Below are 21,396 nucleotides of genomic sequence, written 5' to 3' on the forward strand. Positions count from 1 at the left end.
CAGCGGCACGACTACATAGGCGAGGAAGAAGAAGATCAGCGTGATCGCCGCCAGCACGGCCAAGCCACCCACCAGGACGTACCAACGCGTGAAGCGATCCTTGAGCGCGCGAATGCGCCGCTTGCGTTGCATCTCGGGGGTGTTGAAATCGATGCGCTTGGGTGGAGAAGTCGGGGTCATCGGGGAATTGGCCAGATCGTTCATGCGCACACCCTAGCGATCCTGTATGACAGAAACATGACAATGAGGTGACGCGACAAAATCGCCGTCCGGCACAGGGCCGTCGGCGAATAGATGTAGGTTAATCCCGTAGGAGCGGTCCGTGGCCGCGAAACGGTCACCGCGGTACATCAGGTTTCACGGCGGCGCGCTTTTCGCGGCCACAGACCGCTCCTACGAAGTCAGGGTGTCGATCACTGCTTGGCGACGTCGGCCCCTTCCTTCAGGCCCAGGTCGGCCAATGCCTTGGCAGCGACCTTGGCGGGCAGGGGAATGTAGCCATCCTTGACCACGACTTCCTGGCCCTGCTTGGACAGCATCAGCTTGACGAACTCGGCCTCCAGCGGTGCCAGCGGCTTGTTGGGCGCCTTGTTCACGTACACATAGAGAAAGCGCGACAACGGGTACTTGCCGTTCAGGGCGTTCTCTTCGGTGTCTTCGATGAACTCGCTGCTGCCCTTCTTGGCCAGCGGCACGGTCTTCACGCTGGCTGTCTTGTAGCCGATGCCCGAGTAACCGATGCCGTTCAGCGAACTGCTGATCGACTGCACCACCGAAGCCGAGCCTGGCTGTTCGTTCACGTTGGGCTTGTAGTCACCTTTGCACAGGGCTTCTTCCTTGAAGTAGCCGTAGGTGCCGGACACCGAGTTGCGACCGAACAGCTGCACCGGCTTGTTGGCCAGGTCGCCGGTCACGCCCAGGTCGCCCCAGGTTTTCACATCGGCCTTGGCGCCGCACAGGCGGGTGGACGAGAACACGGCGTCGACCTGCTCCATGGTCAGGTGCTGGATCGGGTTGTCCTTGTGCACGAACACGGCCAGGGCGTCGACGGCTACGGGAATGGCGGTGGGCTTGTAGCCGTATTTCTGTTCGAAGGCCGCCATTTCGGTGTCCTTCATCTTGCGGCTCATCGGACCCAGGTTGGCGGTGCCCTCGATCAGCGCCGTGGGCGCGGTGGCCGAGCCTGCTGCCTGGATCTGGATGTTGACGTTGGGGTATTCCTTCTTGTAGTTCTCGGCCCACAAGGTCATCAGGTTGGCCAGGGTATCGGAGCCGACACTGGACAGGTTGCCCGACACGCCGGTGGTCTTGACGTAGGCAGGGATGGAAGGGTCGACGGCGGCTACCGCATTGGCCGTGGCAACGCCAGCAGCGACAAAGGTCATGGCGGCCATCAAACGCGTGAGTTTCATGCCTTGCTCCTAGCAAATCCAGAAAAGGGTGTTGAATCGGCGCTCAGTATCGGTGGGCCGTGCGAACACTCTATGAAAGGATTGTGACAGTAGGATGAATGGCCATCATCCCCGGCGGGACCCCGTTCGCCGGTAGAACCGGCGAACGGGGCCGTAGGAATCAGCGCTTCTTGGCCATCAGGTAAAGCCCGCACACGAAGCCGATCACGCAGATCGCTGCCACATAGTAGGCCGGACCCATCGGGTTGGATTTCATCAGCAGGGTAACCGCCATCGGCGTCAGGCCACCGAAGATGGCATAGGCCACGTTGTACGAGAACGACAGGCCGGAGAACCGCACCACGGCCGGGAAGGCCTTGACCATCACGTACGGCACCGCGCCGATCACGCCCACGCACAGGCCCGTCACCGCATACAGCGGGAACAGCCAATCGGGGTGATCGTGCAGGCTGTGGAACAGGGTCCACGAGGTGGCCAGCAGCGCCAGGCTGCCGAACACGAACACCTTGCCGGCGCCGAAGCGGTCGGCCAGCGCGCCCGAGCCGATGCAGCCCAGGCTGAGGAACACGATCGCCAGGCTGTTGGCCTGCAGCGACTGCTTGGGGGTGAACCCGTAGAGGGTCTGCAGGATGGTCGGGGTCATCAGGATGACCACGATGATCCCCGCCGACAGCAACCAGGTCAGCAGCATGGAGATGGCCACCGCCCCGCGATGGTCGCGCAGCACCGTGCGCAGCGGCACTTCGGCGGCCAGTGCCTTGCGTTGCTGCAGCTCGGCGAAGACCGGAGTTTCATGCAGCCAGCGACGCAGGTACACCGACGCCAGACCGAATACACCGCCAATCAGGAACGGGATCCGCCAGGCGTAATCCGACACCTCGGCCGGGGTATAGATGCTGTTGATGGCCGTGGCCATCAGCGACCCCAGCAGGATCCCGCTGGTCAGGCCGCAGGTCAGCGTGCCGCAGGCATAGCCGACGTTGCGCCCCGGCACGTGCTCGGAAACGAATCCCCAGGCCCCAGGCACTCCACCGCCGATGGCCGCTCCCTGGATCACGCGCATCAGCAACAGCAGGATCGGCGCGAAGATGCCGATCTGCGCGTACGTCGGCAGCAGACCCATGATCAGGGTCGGCACGGCCATCATGAAGATGCTCAAGGTAAACATCTTCTTGCGCCCCAGCAGGTCGCCGAAGTGCGCCATGATGATGCCGCCCAGCGGACGCGCCAGGTAACCGGCGGCGAAGATGCCGAAGGTCTGCATCAGCCGCAGCCACTCGGGCATGTCGGCGGGGAAGAACAACTTGCCCACCACGGCGGCGAAGAATACGAAGATGATGAAGTCATAGAACTCAAGTGCACCGCCCAAGGCGGACAACGAAAGTGTCTTGTAATCACTGCGGGTCAGCGGACGCGAAGGCGGAGCGATACTCGAAGGCGCGGCGGTCATTTGATGTTCTCTTATATACAAATCCACAGCTTTGTTGCTGTTTAGGGTTTGGCAGTGCAAGCACGATAGCAAATTGCTAGAAAAAGCACATGGCCTGTATTGGCAAACGCAGTAATTGAACAGCGAACGGTCGTTATAGCGGTTCTGCGCCTATATACTGGGCGTTATTGAAGGGTTTTGTGCGAAAGCGCAGCTAGCGTTGTAGCCGATTTCGCAGAGGTACCCTGTGTGCGCCAGTTGAAAGAAAAGCCGTGTAGGCTTTTGTCATTGGCGACGATCGATGCGCCACTCCAATAAAGCGTCACGGGTCAGAGGCCCCCCCGGCATGATTGAACTCGAACAAGAAGATCCCATTCCCCAAGGCGACCTGGCCTTGCAGATCACCGCGCTGCCGCGCGAAACCAACGGCTTCGGCGATATTTTCGGCGGCTGGCTGGTTGCCCAGATGGACCTGGCCGGCACGGCCATGGCCAGCAAGGTCGCCGGAGGGCGCGTAGCGACGGTGGCCATCGATCGCATGGCCTTCCTGGTCCCGGTCGCTGTCGGTGCGCAGTTGTCCTTCTATACCCAGACCCTGGAGATCGGCCGCAGCTCGATCCAGATGATGGTCGAGGTATGGAGCGACGATCCGCTGTCCAGCGAATGGCGCAAGGTCACCGAGGCCGTGTTCGTGTTCGTCGCCATCGACGGCAGCGGTCGCACCCGCGCGGTGCCGCCGCGGCGCTGATGAACCCACAGCGCGTCACCCGACTTTTTGAACCCATAGCGAGAACTCTACATGTCTGAGCCGCAGGTCGAATCGGTCAAGCTCGATGAACTCAATTGCTGGCGCATCAGCACCGATCAGGCCGAGCTGCTGATCGCGCAGCAAGGCGCCCAGGTGATCAGCTACCAGCGCCACGGCCAGCAGCCGCTGATCTGGCCCAACCCCGCTGCCTTCTACAAATCGGGCAAGGCCGTTCGCACCGGCGTGCCGGTGTGCTGGCCGTGGTTCGGCAATCTGGCCCGCAACCCCGAGTCGGTGCAGGCCATGCGTACCGCCACCGACGAAGCGCCCGCTCACGGCCTGGTGCGGACGGTGGACTGGGAGTTGCTGGGCATCGACCAGCTCGAATCGGGCATCAAGGTCGAATTGAGCGTACCGCAGGCCGCTCGCGGCGAACTGCCGGGATGGCCGCACAAGGTCGAGGTCAAGCTGTGCGTGGTGCTCGGGGAGACCCTGGAGATCACCTTGCACAGCCGCAATCTGGACGACCATCCCGTGACCCTGAGTCAGGCGCTGCACAGTTACTTCGCCGTCAGCGACGTGCGCCAGGCCACGGTCGAGTGCCTGGGCGGCCTGACCTACATCGAAACCCTGGACGACTGGCAGCCTCGCCAGCAGGCCGGTGTGCTCGGGTTTGCCGGCGAGACCGACCGGATCTACCTGAATACTCCGGCGCAGCTGAGCTTCGTCGACCCGGGCTGGCAGCGTCGGGTAACCCTCGCCTCCACCGGCTCTCGCAGTGCAGTGGTGTGGAACCCATGGACCGCACGGGCTGCAGCCTTGCCGGACATGGCAGACGACGGCTGGCAGGGCATGCTGTGCATCGAGACGGCGAACGTCTGGGACGACGTGGTCACACTGGCGCCAGGCACAGCCTGTGCCATGGGTGTGAGGTTTACTGCTTCACAGCTGTGATCTTCGCAGGCAGGTCTGGCCTCTTCGCGGGTAGAACCCGCTCCCACAGGTAATCACGTTGACCTGTGGGAGCGGGTTCTACCCGCGAAGAGGCCAGACCTGCAACTTCATAACCTCACAAACTCACAAACTCACAAACTCACAAATCCGACTCCTTCACCACCCTCACCTTCTGCGCATCCAGCGCATAGGCCGCATCGGCCAGGTCATTGCTGACCTTCTCCACCTTGACCTTGCCCGTCACCCACAACGGCGTGTAGATATCGGCCAGTTTCAAGCCCTTGGGGTAGCGCACCAGGATCAACTGGTTCGGCGGCGGTGGCGGCACGTGGATGCAGGCGCCCGGATACGGCACCAGGAAGAACAGCGTGCTGTTGCCCTTGGCATCGCTTTCCAGCGGAACAGGGTAGCCGCCGATGCGGATGTCCTTGCCGTTCATGGCCGCCACCGTCTTGGTGGAATACATCACGGCGGGCAGACCCTTGGCCTGCTTCATTCCGCCCTTTTCGGTGAAGGTGCCCTGCGCCTCGGGCGAGTCGTGGTCGATTTCGGGCATCCGCTCCAACGCCTCCTGATCGGCCTTGGGCATCAGTTGCAGCCAGTCGGTTTCCGGCAATTCAGCGTGCGCAGTGGCTGCAGCGAATACGAGGCAGAGCAGGAGAAATCGGCGCATGGCAGGGCCCAGAATGGAAGGTCGGCCATTCTACCCACAGCCCGGATACGACGCAGCCCCCATCGAGGCGAACTCGAGGGGGGCTGCAATACCCGCGGCGTGATACCCGTGGCGTCGCCACAGGCATCGAACGCAGTGGATCAGCGCTTCTTGCTGATCATGCCGTAGATCACCAGCAGGATGATCGCACCGACCAGGGCGCCGAGGAAACCGGCACCTTCGCCAGCCTGGTAGATACCCAGGGCCTGACCACCGTAGGTCGCGGCCAGGGAGCCGGCGATACCCAGCAGAATGGTCATGATCCAACCCATGCTGTCATCGCCAGGCTTCAGAAAACGAGCCAGCAGACCAACGATCAAGCCGATGAAGATAGTCCCAATGATTCCCATGATGTTCCCTCTGATATGAACAGGCTTGATGCCAGGGCTCGATAGCGGCCTTGGCGTACAGCCATCAGAGGGTTGCGGGTCGGCAATGGTTCCTCAACCCGCGATCAGGGCCTGCACTTCGGCGATCTGGCGCTGCAACGTGGCGCGATCGGCACTGCGCACGGTGGCATGACCCACCTTGCGGCCGACCTTGAACGCCTTGCCGTAGTGGTGCAGATGGCAATCGTCGATGGCAGCCACCTGCGCTACCGCCGGGACCTCACCGATGAAGTTGAGCATGGCGCTCTCGCCGACCTTGGCAGTCGAGCCCAGGGGCAGACCGGCCACGGCCCGCAGGTGGTTCTCGAACTGGCTGCACTCGGCACCTTCGATGGTCCAGTGCCCGGAGTTGTGCACCCGTGGCGCGATTTCGTTGGCCTTGAGGCCGCCATCCACTTCGAAGAATTCGAATGCCAGCACGCCGACGTAGTCGAGCTTCTCCAGCACACGGCCAGCGTAATCTTCGGCCAGACCCTGCAGGGGGTGTGCGGTGCTGGCCACCGACAGGCGCAGGATGCCGGTCTCGTGGGTGTTGTGCACCAGGGGGTAGAAGCGGGTCTCGCCATCACGGGCACGCACGGCGATCAGCGACACTTCGCCGGTGAAGGGTACGAAGCCTTCGAGCAGGCACGGCACGCTGCCCAGCTCGGCGAAGGTGCCGGCCACGTCAGCAGCGCTGCGCAGAACCTTCTGGCCCTTGCCGTCATAGCCCAGGGTGCGGGTCTTGAGGACGGCAGGCAGGCCGATGCTGGCCACCGCAGCGTCGAGATCGGCCTGGGACTGGATGTCGGCGAACGTCGGCGTGGGAACGCCCAGGTCCTTGAACATGCTCTTCTCGAACCAGCGATCGCGCGCGATGCGCAGCGCGTCGGCACTGGGGTACACCGGGACGAACTGCGACAGGAAGGCCACCGTCTCGGCGGGCACGCTCTCGAACTCGAAGGTGACCAGGTCAACCTCGTCCGCCAACTGGCGCAGATGATCCTGGTCGCCGTAGTCGGCCCGCAGATGCTCGCCCAGAGGCGCGGCACAGGCATCGGGGGCCGGGTCCAGAAAAGCGAAATTCATCCCCAGGGGGGTGCCGGCCAGGGCCAGCATGCGGCCCAGCTGGCCGCCACCGATTACACCGATCTTCATATCAAAGAACCTCAGGCCTGACGCGGGTCGGGATTGTCCAGAACGTTGTCTGTCTGCTCGGCGCGGAACGTCTTCAGCGCAGCGTGGAACTGCGGGTGCTTGGCGCCCAGGATACTGGCCGACAGCAGCGCGGCGTTGATCGCGCCGGCCTTGCCGATGGCCAGCGTCGCCACCGGAATGCCAGCTGGCATCTGCACGATGGACAGCAGCGAGTCGACGCCCGAGAGCATGGACGACTGCACCGGCACGCCCAGCACCGGCAGGTGCGTCTTGGCCGCGCACATGCCAGGCAGATGCGCCGCGCCACCGGCGCCGGCGATGATCACCTCGATACCGCGGCCTTCGGCCTCGTCGGCATACTGGAACAGCAGGTCCGGGGTGCGGTGGGCGGAAACCACCTTGACCTCGAAGGGAATACCGAGCTTTTCCAGCATATCGGCGGTGTGGCTAAGGGTGGGCCAAACGGACTTGGAGCCCATGATCACGCCAACCAATGCACTCATCGTCGAGCCTCTTCTCTTGGGCGCCCGCGGGCGCGTCAAAAAACAACAAGCCACGCAGGAAGACCGGCGTGGCTTGTTATACGAATAATGGCCGGAGCAGACCGGCCGAAGGCCGCGCAGTATACCGTAAGAATGAAGATTTATTGCAGCCATCTTGACCGGTCGTCAAATGGCTGCGGAGCACGGTTTTATTGACTTTGAGGTCAGTGAAATTGGCGGTGAATGCTTCGCGGCCACTGGCCGCTCCTACAGGAATCGCGATGGCTTTTCGTAGGAGCGGCCAGTGGCCGCGAAGGCAGCACCGCCGACTCGAGTCAGGCATTGCCCGCCGCCGCACCCTCCAGCCGTTTCCACAGCAGCCGGACATTGGCCTTGCGCACCAGCGCGCAGCGATACGCGCGGATCTCCAGCGGCACGTGCCACTGTGGCCCGCCACACACCACCAGCTCGCCGCGGGCCAGCTCGGCGCGCACGCTCAGGCGTGGCACCCAGGCGATCCCCAGCCCCTCCAGGGCCATGCTTTTCAGGCTGTCGGCCATGGCGGTTTCGTACACCGTGGTGTAGCGCAGGCTGCGCTGGCGCAGCAGCAGATTCACCGAACGCCCAAGAAACGCCCCCGCGGTGTAGGCCAGCAGCGGGATGCTGCCCTCGCCTTCCAGGTCGAACAACGGTTGGCCCTGGGCGTCGCTGGCGCATATGGGCAGCATCTCGGTGGTGCCCAGGTGCAGCGAAGGAAATATCTCCGGGTCCATCTGCATGGCCGAATCGGGATCGTAGAAGGCCAGCATCAGATCGCAGCCGCCCTCGCGCAGCGCATGCACCGCATCACCGACGTTGGTGGCAATCAGGCGTGTGGCGATGGGCAGGCCTTCGTTGCGCAGCTTGGCGATCCAGCCGGGAAAGAAACCCAAGGCGAGCGAATGCGCTGCGGCCACCTGCATCACTTCGCCCTGCCCGCCTTCCAGGTGATGCAGATGACGCAGCACCTCACCCAGTTGATCGACCACCGTGCGCGCCGTGACCAGAAACAGCTGACCGGCCTCGGTCAACTCGATCGGCGTGCGCGAGCGGTTCACCAGAGTCAGGCCCAGCGCCGCCTCCAGGCTGCGGATGCGGCGGCTGAACGCTGGCTGGGTAACGAAGCGGCGCTCGGCCGCCTGCGAAAAGCTGCGGGTGGCCGCCAGGGCGCTGAAGTCCTCCAGCCATTTGCTTTCCAGGTTCATGTCGGTTCTCGTTTCATGAATTCACCCGCGTGCAACGGCCAGACGCGCCCACGCGATCCCTTGTAGCAGCGGCGCGAGCCGCGTCAGCGGACAACACCGGGATGACTGGAATACGCCGGATCGCCCTGGCACGTCACATGCGCCATTATGCCGATTCTGCATACCCCAGCAAGCATCAGCATTAGCCGGAAATTCTCTGCAGGCCTAGGATTGCCAGCATTCCGGTGGTTACCGGGCCCCTACAGAGACTTTCTCTATCATGTCCTCCGCTGCATCACTGCGCACTGAAAAAGACCTGCTCGGCGTTCTCGAAGTCCCGGCTGAAGCCTACTACGGCATTCAAACGCTGCGTGCCGTGCACAACTTCCGCCTCTCCGGCGTGCCGTTGTCGCACTACCCCAAGCTCGTCGTGGCCCTGGCCATGGTCAAGCAGGCGGCCGCCGATGCCAACCACCAGCTGGGTCATCTCAACAGCGCCAAGCATGCGGCAATCAGTGAAGCGTGCGCCCGTCTGGTGCGCGGTGATTTCCACGATCAGTTCGTGGTCGACATGATCCAGGGTGGCGCCGGTACGTCCACCAACATGAATGCCAACGAGGTGATCGCCAACATCGCCCTGGAAGCCATGGGCCATCAGAAAGGCGAGTACCAGTACCTGCACCCCAACAACGACGTGAACATGGCGCAGTCGACTAACGACGCCTACCCGACCGCCATCCGCCTGGGTCTGCTGCTGGGCCACGACGCCCTGCTGGCCAGCCTCGACAGCCTCATCCAGGCGTTCGCCGCCAAGGGCGTGGAGTTCGCCCACGTCCTGAAGATGGGCCGTACCCAGCTGCAGGACGCCGTACCCATGACCCTGGGCCAGGAATTCAAGGCCTTCGCCACCACGCTGACCGAAGACCTCAATCGCCTGCGCAGCCTGGCGCCGGAACTGTTGACTGAGGTGAACCTGGGCGGCACCGCCATCGGTACCGGCATCAACGCCGACCCGGGCTATCAGGCCCTGGCCGTATCGCGCCTGGCCACCATTAGCGGCCAGCCGCTGGTGCCCGCCGCTGACCTGATCGAGGCGACCTCCGACATGGGCGCCTTCGTGCTGTTCTCCGGGATGCTCAAGCGCACTGCGGTGAAACTGTCGAAGATCTGCAACGACCTGCGCCTGCTGTCCAGCGGCCCACGCACCGGCATCAACGAAATTAACCTGCCGGCGCGCCAGCCAGGCAGCTCGATCATGCCGGGCAAGGTCAATCCGGTGATTCCCGAGGCCGTCAACATGTGCGCCTTCGAGATCATGGGCAACGACCTGGCCCTGACCATCGCCGCCGAGGGCGGTCAGTTGCAGCTCAACGTCATGGAGCCACTGATCGCCTACAAGATCTTCGACTCCATCCGCCTGCTGCAGCGGACCATGGACATGCTGCGCGAACACTGCATCGTCGGCATCACCGCCAACGAACAGCGCTGCCGCGAGCTGGTGGAACACTCCATCGGCCTGGTCACGGCGCTGAACCCCTACATCGGTTACGAAAACGCCACCCGCATCGCCCGCGTCGCCCTGCAGACAGGCCGCGGCGTGCTGGAACTGGTACGTGAGGAGGGCCTGCTCGATGACACCATGCTGGCCGACATCCTGCGCCCGGAAAACATGATCGCGCCGCGCCTCGTGCCCCTGAAGGCCTGAGCCGGCCGTACGCTCACCAGGTCGAGGGACTAGACACCTCTCACCTTTTGAGGGCTCCGAGAGCAATTTCGGAGCCCTTTTTTTGTGCCGCTGTAACGCCCTGGGTCAGACATCCCACAAGATGAATATGCCCAGTCCTATGCACCAAAAAGCTGCGCGGGCTTACACCTATGGGTATAGTGCCGCCCTTTTGAACTTGACGAGGTAACCCCCATGCTTGAAGTCATCAACGACTTCCTCTCGGGAAAAGTCCTGATCGTGCTTATCGTCGGCCTCGGTGGCTATTTTACCGTGCGCTCGCGCTTCGTCCAATTGCGCCACTTCCTGCACATGTTCAGTGTGTTCCGCGACAGCCTGCGCAACAGTTCAGACCAGCTCAGCTCGTTCCAGGCGCTGATGCTCAGCCTGGCCGGTCGAGTCGGCGCCGGTAACATCGCAGGTGTCGGCATTGCCGTGACCCTGGGTGGCCCGGGCGCGGTGTTCTGGATGTGGGTCACCGCCCTGGTGGGCATGGCCAGCAGCTTCTTCGAATGTACCCTGGCGCAGGCCTACAAGCGCTGCGACCCCGACGGTCAATACCGTGGCGGGCCTTCGTTCTACATCCAGCATGGCTTGGGCAAGCGCTGGCTGGGCATGGTCATGGCGGTGTTGCTGCTGGTGACTTTCGGTTTTGCCTTCAACGGCCTGCAATCGCACGCCGTCACCAGTTCGCTGAACGATGCCTTCGGCCTGTCCACCACCTGGACCGGTGTCGGCCTGGCCGTGCTGCTGGGCCTGGTGTTCTTCGGCGGGATCAAGCGGATCGCGGCGGTCGCCGACCTACTGGTACCGGTCAAGACCCTGGCTTACATCGCCGTCAGCCTGTATGTCATCGTCCTGCAGTTCGACCAGGTTCCGGAAATGCTCGCCACGATCGTGCGCAGCGCCTTCGGCCTGGACCCGGTGTTCGGCGGCCTGCTCGGCAGCGCCATCGTCATGGGTGTGAAACGCGGCGTGTTCGCCAACGAAGCGGGCCTGGGCAGTGCGCCCAACGTGGCCGCGGTGGCGCAGGTCGAGCACCCGGTCGCCCAAGGCGTGGTGCAGGCGTTCAGCGTCTTCCTCGACACCTTCGTGATCTGCACCTGTACCGCGCTGGTGATCCTGCTGTCGGGTTTCTACACGCCGGGCTTCGAAGGCGATGGCATTGCCCTGACCCAGAATTCGCTGGCCAACGTGGTGGGTGAATGGGGCCGGGTGTTCATCAGTGTCGCCTTGTCGCTGTTCGTGTTCACTTCGATCCTCTACAACTACTATCTGGGTGAGAACAGCCTGCGCTTCCTCATCGGCGACAACCGCAAGGCCGTGCTGGTGTACCGCGCGATCGTGCTGTTGCTGATCTTCTGGGGCGCTATCGAAAACCTGGAGACAGTGTTTGCCTTCGCCGACATCACCATGACCCTGCTGGCCTTCGTCAACCTGATCGCCCTGGCGATGCTGTTCAAGATCGGTCTGCGCCTGTTGCGCGACTATGATGCGCAGCGAAGTGCCGGGATCAAGGTACCGGTGTTCGATGCCCGGCAGTTCGCCGATCTCGACCTGGATCCCAAGGCCTGGCCGGTGCCGAACCCTTCGGCCGCCAGCGAGAAGGCCCAGGCCGCCCAGCCCGTCCAGCGTTAAGGAGCCATCGGCATGAGCATCGCATCCCCTGCCCGTCATGTACGGGTGCTGTACACCGGCGGGACCATCGGCATGCAGGCCAGCGCCAACGGCCTGGCTCCGGCTTCCGGCTTCGAAGCGCGCATGCGTGAACAGCTTGGCGCCCAGCCTGATCGGGTGGTGCCGAAATGGAGCTTCGAAGAGCTGCTGCCGCTGATCGACAGCGCCAATATGACGCCGGCCTATTGGCAGCGTCTGCGCCAGGCCGTGGTGCAAGCGGTGGATGAACAGGGATGCGATGCCGTATTGATTCTGCATGGCACCGACACATTGGCGTACAGCGCGGCAGCGATGAGTTTCCTGCTCTTGGGGCTCAAGGCACCGGTGCTGTTCACCGGGTCCATGCTGCCGGCCGGGGTAGCGGACAGCGACGCGTGGGAGAACGTCAACGGCGCCCTGGGTGACCTCGCCCGCGGCCTGGAGGCCGGTGTTCACCTGCATTTCCACGGCGCATTGCTGCCGCCGACGCGCTGCGCGAAGGTGCGCAGCTCGGGGCGCAATCCGTTTGCCGCTCTGCGCCGCACCGGTGGCGCAGCCAGGGCTGCGTCGTTGCCCGAGGCGCTGGATTACCGCCAGCCACGCCAGCCAGCCAACATCGGCGTGGTGCCGCTGTATCCAGGCCTGGGCGTGCCGCTGTTGCAGGCCGTTCTGGACAGTGGGGTCCAGGCCTTGCTGCTCGAATGCTATGGCAGCGGCACTGGGCCGTCCGACAATGCGTCGTTCCTCGACACGCTGCAAGCGGCCTACGAGCGCGGCATCGTGGTGGTGGCATTGACGCAATGCCAGGAAGGCGGAGTCGAACTGGACGTGTATGAAGCCGGTAGCCGCCTGCGCGATGCAGGCGTGCTCTCCGGCGGCGGCATGACCCGCGAGACGGCCCTGGGCAAGCTGCACGCATTGCTTGGTGCAGGCCTGCCGGTGGAAGAAGTCCGCCGCCTGGTAGAACTCGACCTGTGCGGCGAACTGGCCTGATCGAAACCGCAGCGCGTCCTTCGCGCTTCTCCAAGGGTTGCGCACATGCCGTAGGAGCGGTCATCGGCCGCGAAACAGGCGCTGCGGTGCGTCAGACAAACTGCGGCGCGCCCTTCGCGGCCACGGACCGCTCCTACGAAGCTTGCACGATCCCGTAGGAGCGGTCATTGGCTGCGAAGGACGTGCTGCGGTGCTGCTGTCACTCAGCAGCCAGTCAGCCTTTCCACCCGCGCTTCGCCGGGGAAGAACCATGGCCGCAAGCGAACGCCAGCGCTGTTGCCGATGAACGCGGCGACCAGCCATAGCCAGCCGTGCAGGCTACCGGATGCGATACCGCTGAAGTACGCGCCGATGTTGCAGCCATACGCCAGACGCGATCCATAGCCCAGCAGCAGCCCGCCGATCACGGCAGCCACCAGTGACCTGCGCGGGATCTTCAGGCTCGGTGCGAAATGACCTGCCAGACCTGCCGCCAGCAACGCACCCAACACGATTCCAATGTCCATGACACTGGTGATGTCCTCCCACACCGGCGCGGCCAGCGCCTTGGCATTGGCCGCGGCCTGCCAGAACGCCCAGCTGCCCACGTCGACCCCCAGCCCGCTGGCCACTTTTGCGCCCCACAAGGCGAACGCCGAGGTGATGCCCCATGGACGCCCGGCCAACGCCAGTGTCGCGAAGTTCAGCAACGCCAGCGCTACCGCACCCCACACCAGCGGCCACGGCCCGCGGATGAACCTGTTCGAACCGGGCTGTGCGCTAGCTTCGGGCGTTTCCAGATCCCCATGCCGACGCCGCTCCAGGCTCACCGTGGCCAGTGCGATCACCGCGAACAAAGCCAAGCTCAACACCAGCGCCGGGATCACGCCGAGACTCTTGACGATCGAAATCGCCGGCAGCGAGGGCAAGGCGAACCACCAGTCCACATGGTGCGTGGCGATCAGCGAGCCGCAGATGAAGAACAGCAGCGTCACCAGCATGCGCGCGTTGCCACCACCGACAGTGAACAGCGTGCCCGACGCGCACCCGCCACCCAGCTGCATGCCGATACCGAAAATGAAGGCGCCGAAGACCACCGATAGTCCGGCAGGCGCCACCAGCCCCACCACCGTCTGGCCGAACAGGCTACCCGCGCCCAATGCCGGGAAGAACAGCAGCACGGCCACTGCAAGCATGACCATTTGCGCCCGCAACCCCGCCCCGCGGCGATCACGGATGAACACCCGCCAGGCCGAGGTGAACCCGAACGCCGCATGATAGAGCGTCAGGCCCAGGGCGGCTCCGACCACCCACAACAGTACTTGCCGAGTACCCACCACGGCCGCGAGAAACACCGCGCCGAGCACCAGCAGCGATACCGCCACCAACGGCGCGCCCAGGGCGCGTCGCGGGGCAACAGAAACAGTCGAGCTCATGGAAGCGTCCAGATAGGAAAAACAATCAGCCAGTATAAAAGTTAATACACCGCCGTGCCGGCAAGCGCTGGCCGAAACCGACCGCTGCCGCACTTACCCTTTTGTGAACAACTTCACTGCAACGTTCTTCACGGGTGCCGGTCAGAAACTAGCCAATGATCGTACCGCAAGCCATTTTACTGTATGTAAAACCAGATGACTGGATTCATCTGTGCATAAGGCTGTGCATAAACAGGGGTATAACCCTGTGGATACCTGTGTGGATAATTTCCGAACGGGCACATGGATGCGTTCAACACGACGAACTGCCAAGATGGCAGTCATCCACCACCGGAGCCCGAGCATGTCCGACCTTGCAATTCGTCCTGTCACTGCTGCCGACTATTCCACCTGGCTGAGCCTCTGGCAGGCCTATCAGCGTTTCTACAAGACCGACATTCCCGAAGCCGTGACCCAGGTCACCTGGCAGCGCATGCTCGATGAGGCCGAACCCATCAATGCCGCGCTCGCCTGGCGCGACGGCGTGGCGGTCGGTATGGTCCACTACATCTATCACCGCTCGTGCTGGACCATTGAAAATTCCTGCTATCTACAGGACCTGCTGGTGGACGATGCGGCACGCGGCGCAGGCGTGGGTCGCCAGTTGATCGAATACGTCTACGCCACCGCCAAGGCCGCCGGATGCGTCAAGGTGCATTGGTTGACTCATGAAACCAACGGCACTGCCATCGGCTTGTACCAGCGTGTCGCCGAACAACCCGGCTTCATTCAATTTCGCAAGATACTCTAGGAGCTGCCATGCCTACCTCCGCAATCGACTGGAAGCCTGTCAAGGCACCCGTGGCGACCACTATGAATGGCCGCTACATCCGCCTGGAGAAACTCGACCCCAAGCGCCATGGCGAAGACCTCTGGGAAGCCCTGCAAGGGCCGCAGTCCGACGCGCAGCTGTGGGACTACCTGCCCTACGGCCCGTTCAACGACCTGGAACTGTTCTACATCTGGCTCGATGGCTATGCGATCAGCAATGACCCGCTCGGCTTCTGTGTGGTCGACCAGCACACCGGCAAGGCCGAGGGCATCCTCAGCCTGATGTCGATCGTACCGGCGCACGGGCGCCTGGAAGTCGGCCATGTCGCCTTCGCCGCCTCCATGCAGCGCACGCCCAAGGGCACCGAAGCCATCTACCTGGCGCTCAAGCTGGCCTTCAGCCAGGGTTATCGCCGGGTCGAATGGAAATGCGACAACGCCAACAAACGCTCGCGTCGCGCCGCCGAACGGGTCGGTTTCAAGCTGGAGGGCGTGTTCCGTCAGCACATGATGGTCAAGGGTCGCAACCGTGACACAGCGTACTTCTCCATCACCGACAGCGAATGGCCAGCGATCGAGGGCGCGTTCGAAGGGTGGCTGGCAGCGGACAACCAGCCGGCGTCGGGGCAAGTGAAGTCGTTGGAGCAGTTTCGCGCAAGTGCGTAAAGCGCCTGTGGATAACTGAAAAAAAGGGGGCCACCCGGCCCCCAGAGGAAAACCTTGCAGCCCGAGGTCAGCCCTCGATCTCGATCAATATCTCGCCGGGGTTCACGCGGTCGCCTTTGGCCACATGGATGGCCACGACCTTGCCGGCCACACCGGCCTGAACCTCGGTCTCCATCTTCATCGCCTCGGTGATCAACACCGCCTGCCCGGCCTTGACCGCATCGCCCTGCTTGACCAGCACGTCGACGATATTGCCGGGCATCGCAGTGCTGACATGACCCGGTTCGCTGGCCTGCTTGCGCTTGCCGATGCCGCCGCCGACGAACTCGTTCAGGGGTTCGAACACGACCTCTTCAGGCATGCCGTCGATGGACAGGTAGAAATGCCGCTTGCCTTCGGCCTTTACCCCGACGCCGGTGATGTCGACTCGATAGCTTTCGCCGTGCACATCGATGACGAACTCGGTAGGGACCCCTTCACCGCTGCGCGCAACCTGGGCACCTGCCTCGGGGATCGGCAATAGCACTTCAGGCACCAGCGTGCCGGCGGCACGCTCTTCGAGGAATTTGCGCCCGATGTCGGGGAACATCGCAAACGTCAGTACATCCTCCTCCGACTGGGCCAGCTCGCCGATCTCCTTGCGCAGCTTGTCCATCTCCGGCTTGAGCAGGTCGGCGGGACGTACGTCGATGACCTCCTCGCTGCCGATCGCCTGGCGCCGCAGTTGTTCGTTGACCTTGCCCGGCGCCTGGCCATAACCGCCTTGCAGGTACAGCTTCACTTCGTTGGTGATGGTCTTGTAGCGCTCGCCGGCCAACACGTTGAAAAACGCCTGGGTACCGACGATCTGCGAGGTAGGCGTGACCAGGGGCGGGAAGCCCAGGTCCTCACGCACCTTGGGAATCTCGGCCAGCACCTCGTTCATACGGTTCAGCGCGCCCTGCTCTTTCAGCTGGTTGGCCAGGTTGGAAATCATGCCGCCGGGCACCTGATTGACCTGCACGCGGGTATCGACCGCCGTGAATTCGCTCTCGAACTGGTGGTACTTCTTGCGCACCGCATAGAAATACAGGCCGATCTCCTGCAGCAGCTCCAGGCTCAGGCCGGTGTCGAATTCGCTGCCCTTGAGCGCGGCGACCATGGACTCGGTGCCCGGATGACTGGTGCCCCAAGCAAAGCTGGAGATGGCCGTATCGATGTGATCGGCGCCATTTTCCACCGCCTTGAGCTGACACATCGCAGCGAGGCCGGCCGTGTCATGGCTGTGGATGAACACCGGCAGCGACTGCTCGGCCTTCAGGGCCCTGACCAGCTCACCGGTCGCATAGGGCGTCAACAGGCCCGCCATGTCCTTGATCGCCACCGAGTCGCAACCCATGGCTTCCATCTGCTTGGCCTGGGCCACGAAGGCGGCGACGGTGTGCACCGGGCTGGTGGTGTAGGCGATCGTGCCCTGGGCGTGCTTGCCAGCCGCCTTCACCGCCTCGATGGCCACACGCAGGTTACGTACGTCGTTCATTGCATCGAAGATGCGGAACACATCGATACCGTTGTCGGCCGCCTTGGCCACGAAGGCGCGGACCACATCGTCGCTGTAGTGCCGGTAGCCCAGCAGGTTCTGCCCACGCAGGAGCATCTGCAAACGGGTGTTGGGCAGCGCCTGGCGCAGTTTGCGCAGGCGCTCCCACGGGTCTTCCTTGAGGAAGCGCACACAGGCGTCGAAGGTGGCGCCGCCCCACACTTCCAGCGACCAGTAGCCGACCCGGTCGAGCTTGTCGCAGATGGGCAGCATGTCTTCGGTGCGCATGCGGGTCGCCAGCAACGACTGATGGGCGTCGCGCAGGATGGTGTCGGTCACGAATATGCGCTTGGAAACAGGAGTATTGGACATTGTTGTGTTCCTCACAGGCCGGCGTGGGCGGCGATGGCGGCAGCGATGGCCAGGGCCAGCTCTTCGGGTTTGCGCTTGATCGAGTACTGGGTCAGCTCCGGATGGCTGTCGACGAAGCTGGTATTGAACTGGCCGCTGCGAAACTCGGGGTTGCGCAGGATTTCCTGGTAGTAGGCCGCCGTGGTCTTGATGCCTTGCAGGCGCATGTCATCGAGCGCCCGCAGGCCGCGGTCCATGGCCTCTTCCCAGGTCAGGGCCCAGACCACCAGTTTGAGGCACATGGAATCGTAGAACGGCGGAATGGTGTAGCCGGTGTAGATCGCCGTGTCGGTGCGCACGCCCGGCCCGCCGGGGGCGTAGTAGCGGGTGATCTTGCCGAAGCTGGGCAGGAAGTTGTTCTTCGGATCCTCGGCATTGATGCGGAACTGCAGGGCAAAGCCGCGATGCACGATGTCTTCCTGCTTCACCGACAGGGCAAGACCCGAAGCAATGCGGATCTGCTCGCGGACGATGTCGATACCGGTGATTTCCTCGGTGATGGTGTGCTCCACCTGCACCCGGGTATTCATCTCCATGAAATACACCTCGCCCTCGGCGAGCAGGAACTCCACGGTACCGGCGTTCTCGTAGCCGACCGCCTTGGCCGCGCGCACCGACAGGTCGCCGATGTAGGCGCGCTGCTCGGGGGTCAATTGCGGGCTGGGAGCGATCTCGATGAGCTTCTGGTTGCGTCGCTGGATTGAACAGTCGCGTTCGAACAGGTGCACCACATTGCCAAAGCGGTCACCCAGGATCTGCGCCTCGATGTGCTTGGGGTTGACGATGCACTTTTCCAGGAACACCTCGGCCGAACCAAAGGCCTTGGTCGCTTCGGAAATCACCCGTGGAAAGGCCTGCTCCAGTTCCTCACGGCTGTTGCAACGGCGAATGCCTCGCCCACCGCCGCCCGAGGTGGCCTTGAGCATGACCGGGTAGCCAATGCGCTCCCCCTCGGCCAACGCCTCGTGGATGTCGGCGACGTTGCCCTCGGTGCCGGGCGTGACGGGCACGCCCGCCTTGATCATGCTGCGCCGGGCTTCGGTCTTGTCGCCCATGCGGCGGATGACCTCGGCCGACGGCCCGATGAACTTCACCCCGCGCTCGGCGCAGATATCGGCCAACTCGGCATTCTCGGAGAGAAAACCATATCCCGGGTGCAAGGCATCGCAGCCGGTTTCAACCGCCAGGTTCACCAGCTTGCGGGGGTTCAAATAGCCGGCCAGGGGCTCGGCGCCGATGCTGTGGGCTTCGTCTGCGCGCTTGACGTGCAGCGCGTGACGATCGGCTTCGGAATAGATCGCGACCGAACGAATGCCCATTTCGGCGCAGGCTCGTACGATACGTACGGCAATCTCACCTCGGTTGGCGATCAGGATCTTTTTTATCACTTGGAATTTCCTCGACCGATGAATCCATTCGGGTCGGTGCGTGGCCGACCCTTTGGGTAACCAGTTGTTTCCTGGTCGCCTCTGCAAGCTAGCGCGGTACGAGGATTAATAAAAATCAATCTTTGTTAGGTTACATATTAGCTAAAGCTTATAGTTAGCTGATCATCGTTTGAACATGGGATCGGGACATGCGTAAGTCACTGATGCGCCTGACATTGCGCCAATTGCAGGTGTTCAACGAGGTCTGCGATCTGCGCTCGTATAGTCGTGCGGCTGAGGAAATGTCACTCACCCAGCCAGCGGTGAGCCTGCAGATTCGCCAGCTGGAAGAGCTGGTCGGTCAGCCACTGTTCGATTACGTGGGCAAGAAGCTCTATCTGACCGAAGCAGCCCAGGCGCTGCAGGCGGCCAGCCGAGACATCTTCGGCCGCCTGGAAAACCTCGACATGCAGCTCTCCGACATGCAGGGCTCATTGCAGGGGCAGCTCAAGCTGGCGGTCGAATCCAGTGCCAAGTACTTCACGCCCCATCTGTTCGCCGCCTTCCGCACCCTGCACCCGGAGGTCAATCTGCAGCTCACGGTGGTCAACCGCGCCCAAGTGATCCGCCGCCTGAGCGACAACCGCGACGACGTGACCATCATGTCGATGGTCCCGCAGGACATGGGCCTGGACTTCATGCCTTTTCTCAACAATCCGATCGTCGCCGTCGCCCCGCCCGAGCATCCGCTGTGCCAGTTCGAACAGCTGAGCCTGCAGGACCTGCAAGCCTATACGTTGCTGGTACGCGAACAGGGTTCGGGCACGCGCCGGGCCTGCGAGGAATATTTCAAGGAGAAACGCGTGCACTTCACGCAGACCCTGGAAGTGGCGTCTGCCGAAGCCCAGCGCGAATGCGTGATCGCAGGCCTGGGGCTGGCGCTGCTGACACGCCACGCCGTCGCCCGGGAGTTATCCACAGGCACCCTGCGGGAGTTGCCTGTGACAGAACTGCCGTTGCAGCGCAGCTGGTGCGTGGTGCAGGCCAAGGCGCGGCGTCAGTCGCCAGTGGCGTTGGCCTTCGCCGCGTTCATCCGTGCCGAGCGTGTGCAGATCACGACGTTGGTCGAGCGCTTTGCCGGACATCCACCGACACCGTCTGCCAGACAGTAAGCTGGGCGTCGTCGCCAATTTCCTGAAGCAGGCGACGCTGCTCGGCGTAGCTTTCGATCGCACGGCGAAACTCCATGCGGCGCTGATCTTCCTGCTGACGTTTGGTGCGGGCGGCACTGTTGCCTTGCGCTTGCGAGCCATCGACGTAACGAGCCATTGCCTGTCTCCCAGTTCGAGTTCGGGAGTACAGGGTGGCGTGGGTGTATGAAGGTTTGGCGACGGGGCGGTGAACATCGGGTTAAACCCACCACGCCTCGCTCAGTCCTCGTGAGCCTCGTGGGCCTTCAACGACTTGGGCGACAGGCGCAGGCTGCGCAGACTGCGCTTGACGCTCTTCAGGTGATTGACCAGGTCCGGACCGCGGGCCATCGCCACGCCCATGGCCAGCACGTCGATCACCACCAGGTGGGCGATACGCGAGGCCAGCGGCGTATAGATTTCGGTGTCTTCGTGCACATCCACCGCCAGGTTGACCGTCGCCAGTTCCGCCAGCGGCGTCTGCCCCGGACACAGGGAGATCAACGTGGCGCCACTTTCGCGCACCAGGTTGGCGGTGATCAGCAGGTCCTTGGAGCGCCCCGATTGCGAGATGCACACGGCCACATCGGTCGGCTTGAGAGTCACCGCCGACATGGCCTGCATGTGCGGGTCCGAATAGGCCGCCGCCGTGAGCAGCAGGCGGAAGAACTTGTGCTGGGCATCGGCCGCCACCGCGCCAGAGGCGCCGAAACCATAGAACTCGACCCGCTGCGCCGTGACCATGGCGCTGATCGCCCGCTGCAAGGCCTCGGGGTCGAGCTTCTCGCGCACTTCCATCAAGGTATGCAGGGTGGTGTCGAAGATCTTCAGGCTGTAGTCGGCCACCGAGTCGTCTTCGTGAATGGCGAACTGGCCGAAGCTCGCCCCCGCCGCCAGACTTTGCGCCAGCTTGAGCTTGAGATCTTGGAAGCCGGTGCAACCGATCGCGCGGCAGAAGCGCACGATGGTCGGCTCGCTGATACCCACGCTGTGCGCCAGATCGGCCATGGAGCTGTGCATCACCGCCGCAGGGTCCAGCAGCACATGCTCGGCAACCTTGAGTTCGGATTTGCGCAGCAGGTGGCGAGACTGGTCGATGTGTTGCAGCAGGTTCAAGGGACAGCTTCCGCTAAAGGAGTCGAGGGGCCAGGATGTAGCTG

General features: G+C 63.1%; 19 protein-coding genes and 1 pseudogene. 8 read left to right on the forward strand and 12 right to left on the reverse strand.

Annotated features, from left to right (window positions below):
- Positions 1 to 413 precede the first annotated feature (413 nt).
- Together AC788_RS09405 and AC788_RS09410 are read right to left on the reverse strand one after the other, a co-directional pair.
- Entirely contained in the window at positions 414 to 1,412 is a 999-nt protein-coding gene (locus AC788_RS09405; protein WP_049860390.1) for a phosphate ABC transporter substrate-binding protein PstS family protein, read from the reverse strand.
- Positions 1,413 to 1,572: 160 nt separating this feature from the next.
- On the reverse strand, positions 1,573 to 2,862 hold the full coding sequence (locus tag AC788_RS09410) for an MFS transporter (protein ID WP_049860391.1): 1,290 nt from the start codon (positions 2,860 to 2,862) through the stop codon (positions 1,573 to 1,575).
- A 325-nt stretch (positions 2,863 to 3,187) separates the two neighbouring features.
- Between AC788_RS09410 and AC788_RS09415 the strand changes: the two genes are divergently transcribed.
- Positions 3,188 to 3,589: an acyl-CoA thioesterase gene (locus AC788_RS09415; RefSeq protein WP_043192132.1), complete on the forward strand. Its 402-nt coding sequence runs from the start codon at positions 3,188 to 3,190 to the stop codon at positions 3,587 to 3,589.
- 51 nt (positions 3,590 to 3,640) lie between these two features.
- Positions 3,641 to 4,543 (forward strand): D-hexose-6-phosphate mutarotase, encoded by a 903-nt coding sequence (locus tag AC788_RS09420; protein WP_049860392.1) that lies wholly within the window; start codon positions 3,641 to 3,643, stop codon positions 4,541 to 4,543.
- Positions 4,544 to 4,682: 139 nt separating this feature from the next.
- Here the strand turns inward: AC788_RS09420 and AC788_RS09425 are convergent, their stop codons facing one another.
- From AC788_RS09425 to AC788_RS09445, 5 genes are all read right to left on the reverse strand, one after another.
- Complete coding sequence (locus AC788_RS09425) at positions 4,683 to 5,216, reverse strand: DUF3299 domain-containing protein (RefSeq protein WP_049860393.1); 534 nt, start codon at positions 5,214 to 5,216, stop codon at positions 4,683 to 4,685.
- Between the two features lie 140 nt (positions 5,217 to 5,356).
- A complete protein-coding gene (locus tag AC788_RS09430; protein ID WP_049860394.1) occupies positions 5,357 to 5,605 on the reverse strand; it encodes a GlsB/YeaQ/YmgE family stress response membrane protein in 249 nt (82 codons plus the stop codon).
- Positions 5,606 to 5,698: 93 nt separating this feature from the next.
- Complete coding sequence (locus AC788_RS09435) at positions 5,699 to 6,781, reverse strand: 5-(carboxyamino)imidazole ribonucleotide synthase (protein ID WP_049860395.1); 1,083 nt, start codon at positions 6,779 to 6,781, stop codon at positions 5,699 to 5,701.
- An 11-nt stretch (positions 6,782 to 6,792) separates the two neighbouring features.
- Entirely contained in the window at positions 6,793 to 7,284 is a 492-nt protein-coding gene (gene purE / locus AC788_RS09440; RefSeq protein ID WP_049860396.1) for a 5-(carboxyamino)imidazole ribonucleotide mutase, read from the reverse strand.
- A gap of 314 nt (positions 7,285 to 7,598) precedes the next feature.
- Entirely contained in the window at positions 7,599 to 8,507 is a 909-nt protein-coding gene (locus AC788_RS09445; RefSeq protein ID WP_049860397.1) for a LysR substrate-binding domain-containing protein, read from the reverse strand.
- Between the two features lie 259 nt (positions 8,508 to 8,766).
- Between AC788_RS09445 and AC788_RS09450 the strand changes: the two genes are divergently transcribed.
- From AC788_RS09450 to AC788_RS09460, 3 genes and pseudogenes are all read left to right on the forward strand, one after another.
- A complete protein-coding gene (locus AC788_RS09450; protein WP_049860398.1) occupies positions 8,767 to 10,191 on the forward strand; it encodes an aspartate ammonia-lyase in 1,425 nt (474 codons plus the stop codon).
- A gap of 213 nt (positions 10,192 to 10,404) precedes the next feature.
- Positions 10,405 to 11,863 (forward strand): annotated as a pseudogene (locus AC788_RS09455) (alanine/glycine:cation symporter family protein).
- Entirely contained in the window at positions 11,860 to 12,858 is a 999-nt protein-coding gene (locus AC788_RS09460; protein ID WP_049860400.1) for an asparaginase, read from the forward strand. Before AC788_RS09455 ends, AC788_RS09460 begins: the two are co-directional and overlap by 4 nt.
- A gap of 203 nt (positions 12,859 to 13,061) precedes the next feature.
- Here AC788_RS09460 and AC788_RS09465 read toward each other — a convergent pair whose 3' ends face one another.
- Positions 13,062 to 14,273 (reverse strand): YeeE/YedE family protein, encoded by a 1,212-nt coding sequence (locus AC788_RS09465; protein WP_049860401.1) that lies wholly within the window; start codon positions 14,271 to 14,273, stop codon positions 13,062 to 13,064.
- A gap of 343 nt (positions 14,274 to 14,616) precedes the next feature.
- Here AC788_RS09465 and AC788_RS09470 point away from each other — a divergent pair, with 343 nt between their 5' ends.
- Both AC788_RS09470 and AC788_RS09475 read left to right on the forward strand, forming a co-directional pair.
- A complete protein-coding gene (locus tag AC788_RS09470; protein WP_049860402.1) occupies positions 14,617 to 15,063 on the forward strand; it encodes a GNAT family N-acetyltransferase in 447 nt (148 codons plus the stop codon).
- 8 nt (positions 15,064 to 15,071) lie between these two features.
- Entirely contained in the window at positions 15,072 to 15,749 is a 678-nt protein-coding gene (locus AC788_RS09475; RefSeq protein ID WP_049860403.1) for a GNAT family N-acetyltransferase, read from the forward strand.
- Between the two features lie 67 nt (positions 15,750 to 15,816).
- Here the strand turns inward: AC788_RS09475 and oadA are convergent, their stop codons facing one another.
- Positions 15,817 to 17,640: a sodium-extruding oxaloacetate decarboxylase subunit alpha gene (gene oadA / locus AC788_RS09480; protein ID WP_049860404.1), complete on the reverse strand. Its 1,824-nt coding sequence runs from the start codon at positions 17,638 to 17,640 to the stop codon at positions 15,817 to 15,819.
- An 11-nt stretch (positions 17,641 to 17,651) separates the two neighbouring features.
- Positions 17,652 to 19,067, reverse strand: coding sequence for an acetyl-CoA carboxylase biotin carboxylase subunit (locus AC788_RS09485; RefSeq protein ID WP_043192108.1), 1,416 nt, complete (start codon positions 19,065 to 19,067; stop codon positions 17,652 to 17,654).
- A 188-nt stretch (positions 19,068 to 19,255) separates the two neighbouring features.
- Between AC788_RS09485 and AC788_RS09490 the strand changes: the two genes are divergently transcribed.
- Positions 19,256 to 20,218: a LysR family transcriptional regulator gene (locus tag AC788_RS09490; RefSeq protein WP_049860405.1), complete on the forward strand. Its 963-nt coding sequence runs from the start codon at positions 19,256 to 19,258 to the stop codon at positions 20,216 to 20,218.
- Here the strand turns inward: AC788_RS09490 and AC788_RS21315 are convergent.
- Positions 20,160 to 20,375, reverse strand: a complete 216-nt coding sequence (locus AC788_RS21315) for a PA3496 family putative envelope integrity protein (RefSeq protein WP_082223631.1) — start codon at positions 20,373 to 20,375, stop codon at positions 20,160 to 20,162. The two genes, AC788_RS09490 and AC788_RS21315, sit on opposite strands and share 59 nt — an antisense overlap.
- A 101-nt stretch (positions 20,376 to 20,476) precedes the next feature.
- Entirely contained in the window at positions 20,477 to 21,352 is an 876-nt protein-coding gene (gene hexR / locus AC788_RS09495; protein ID WP_049860406.1) for a transcriptional regulator HexR, read from the reverse strand.
- Positions 21,353 to 21,396: the final 44 nt, after the last annotated feature.

Source organism: Pseudomonas sp. RIT-PI-a (genome assembly GCF_001187875.1).
Taxonomy (GTDB): domain Bacteria; phylum Pseudomonadota; class Gammaproteobacteria; order Pseudomonadales; family Pseudomonadaceae; genus Aquipseudomonas; species Aquipseudomonas coleopterorum.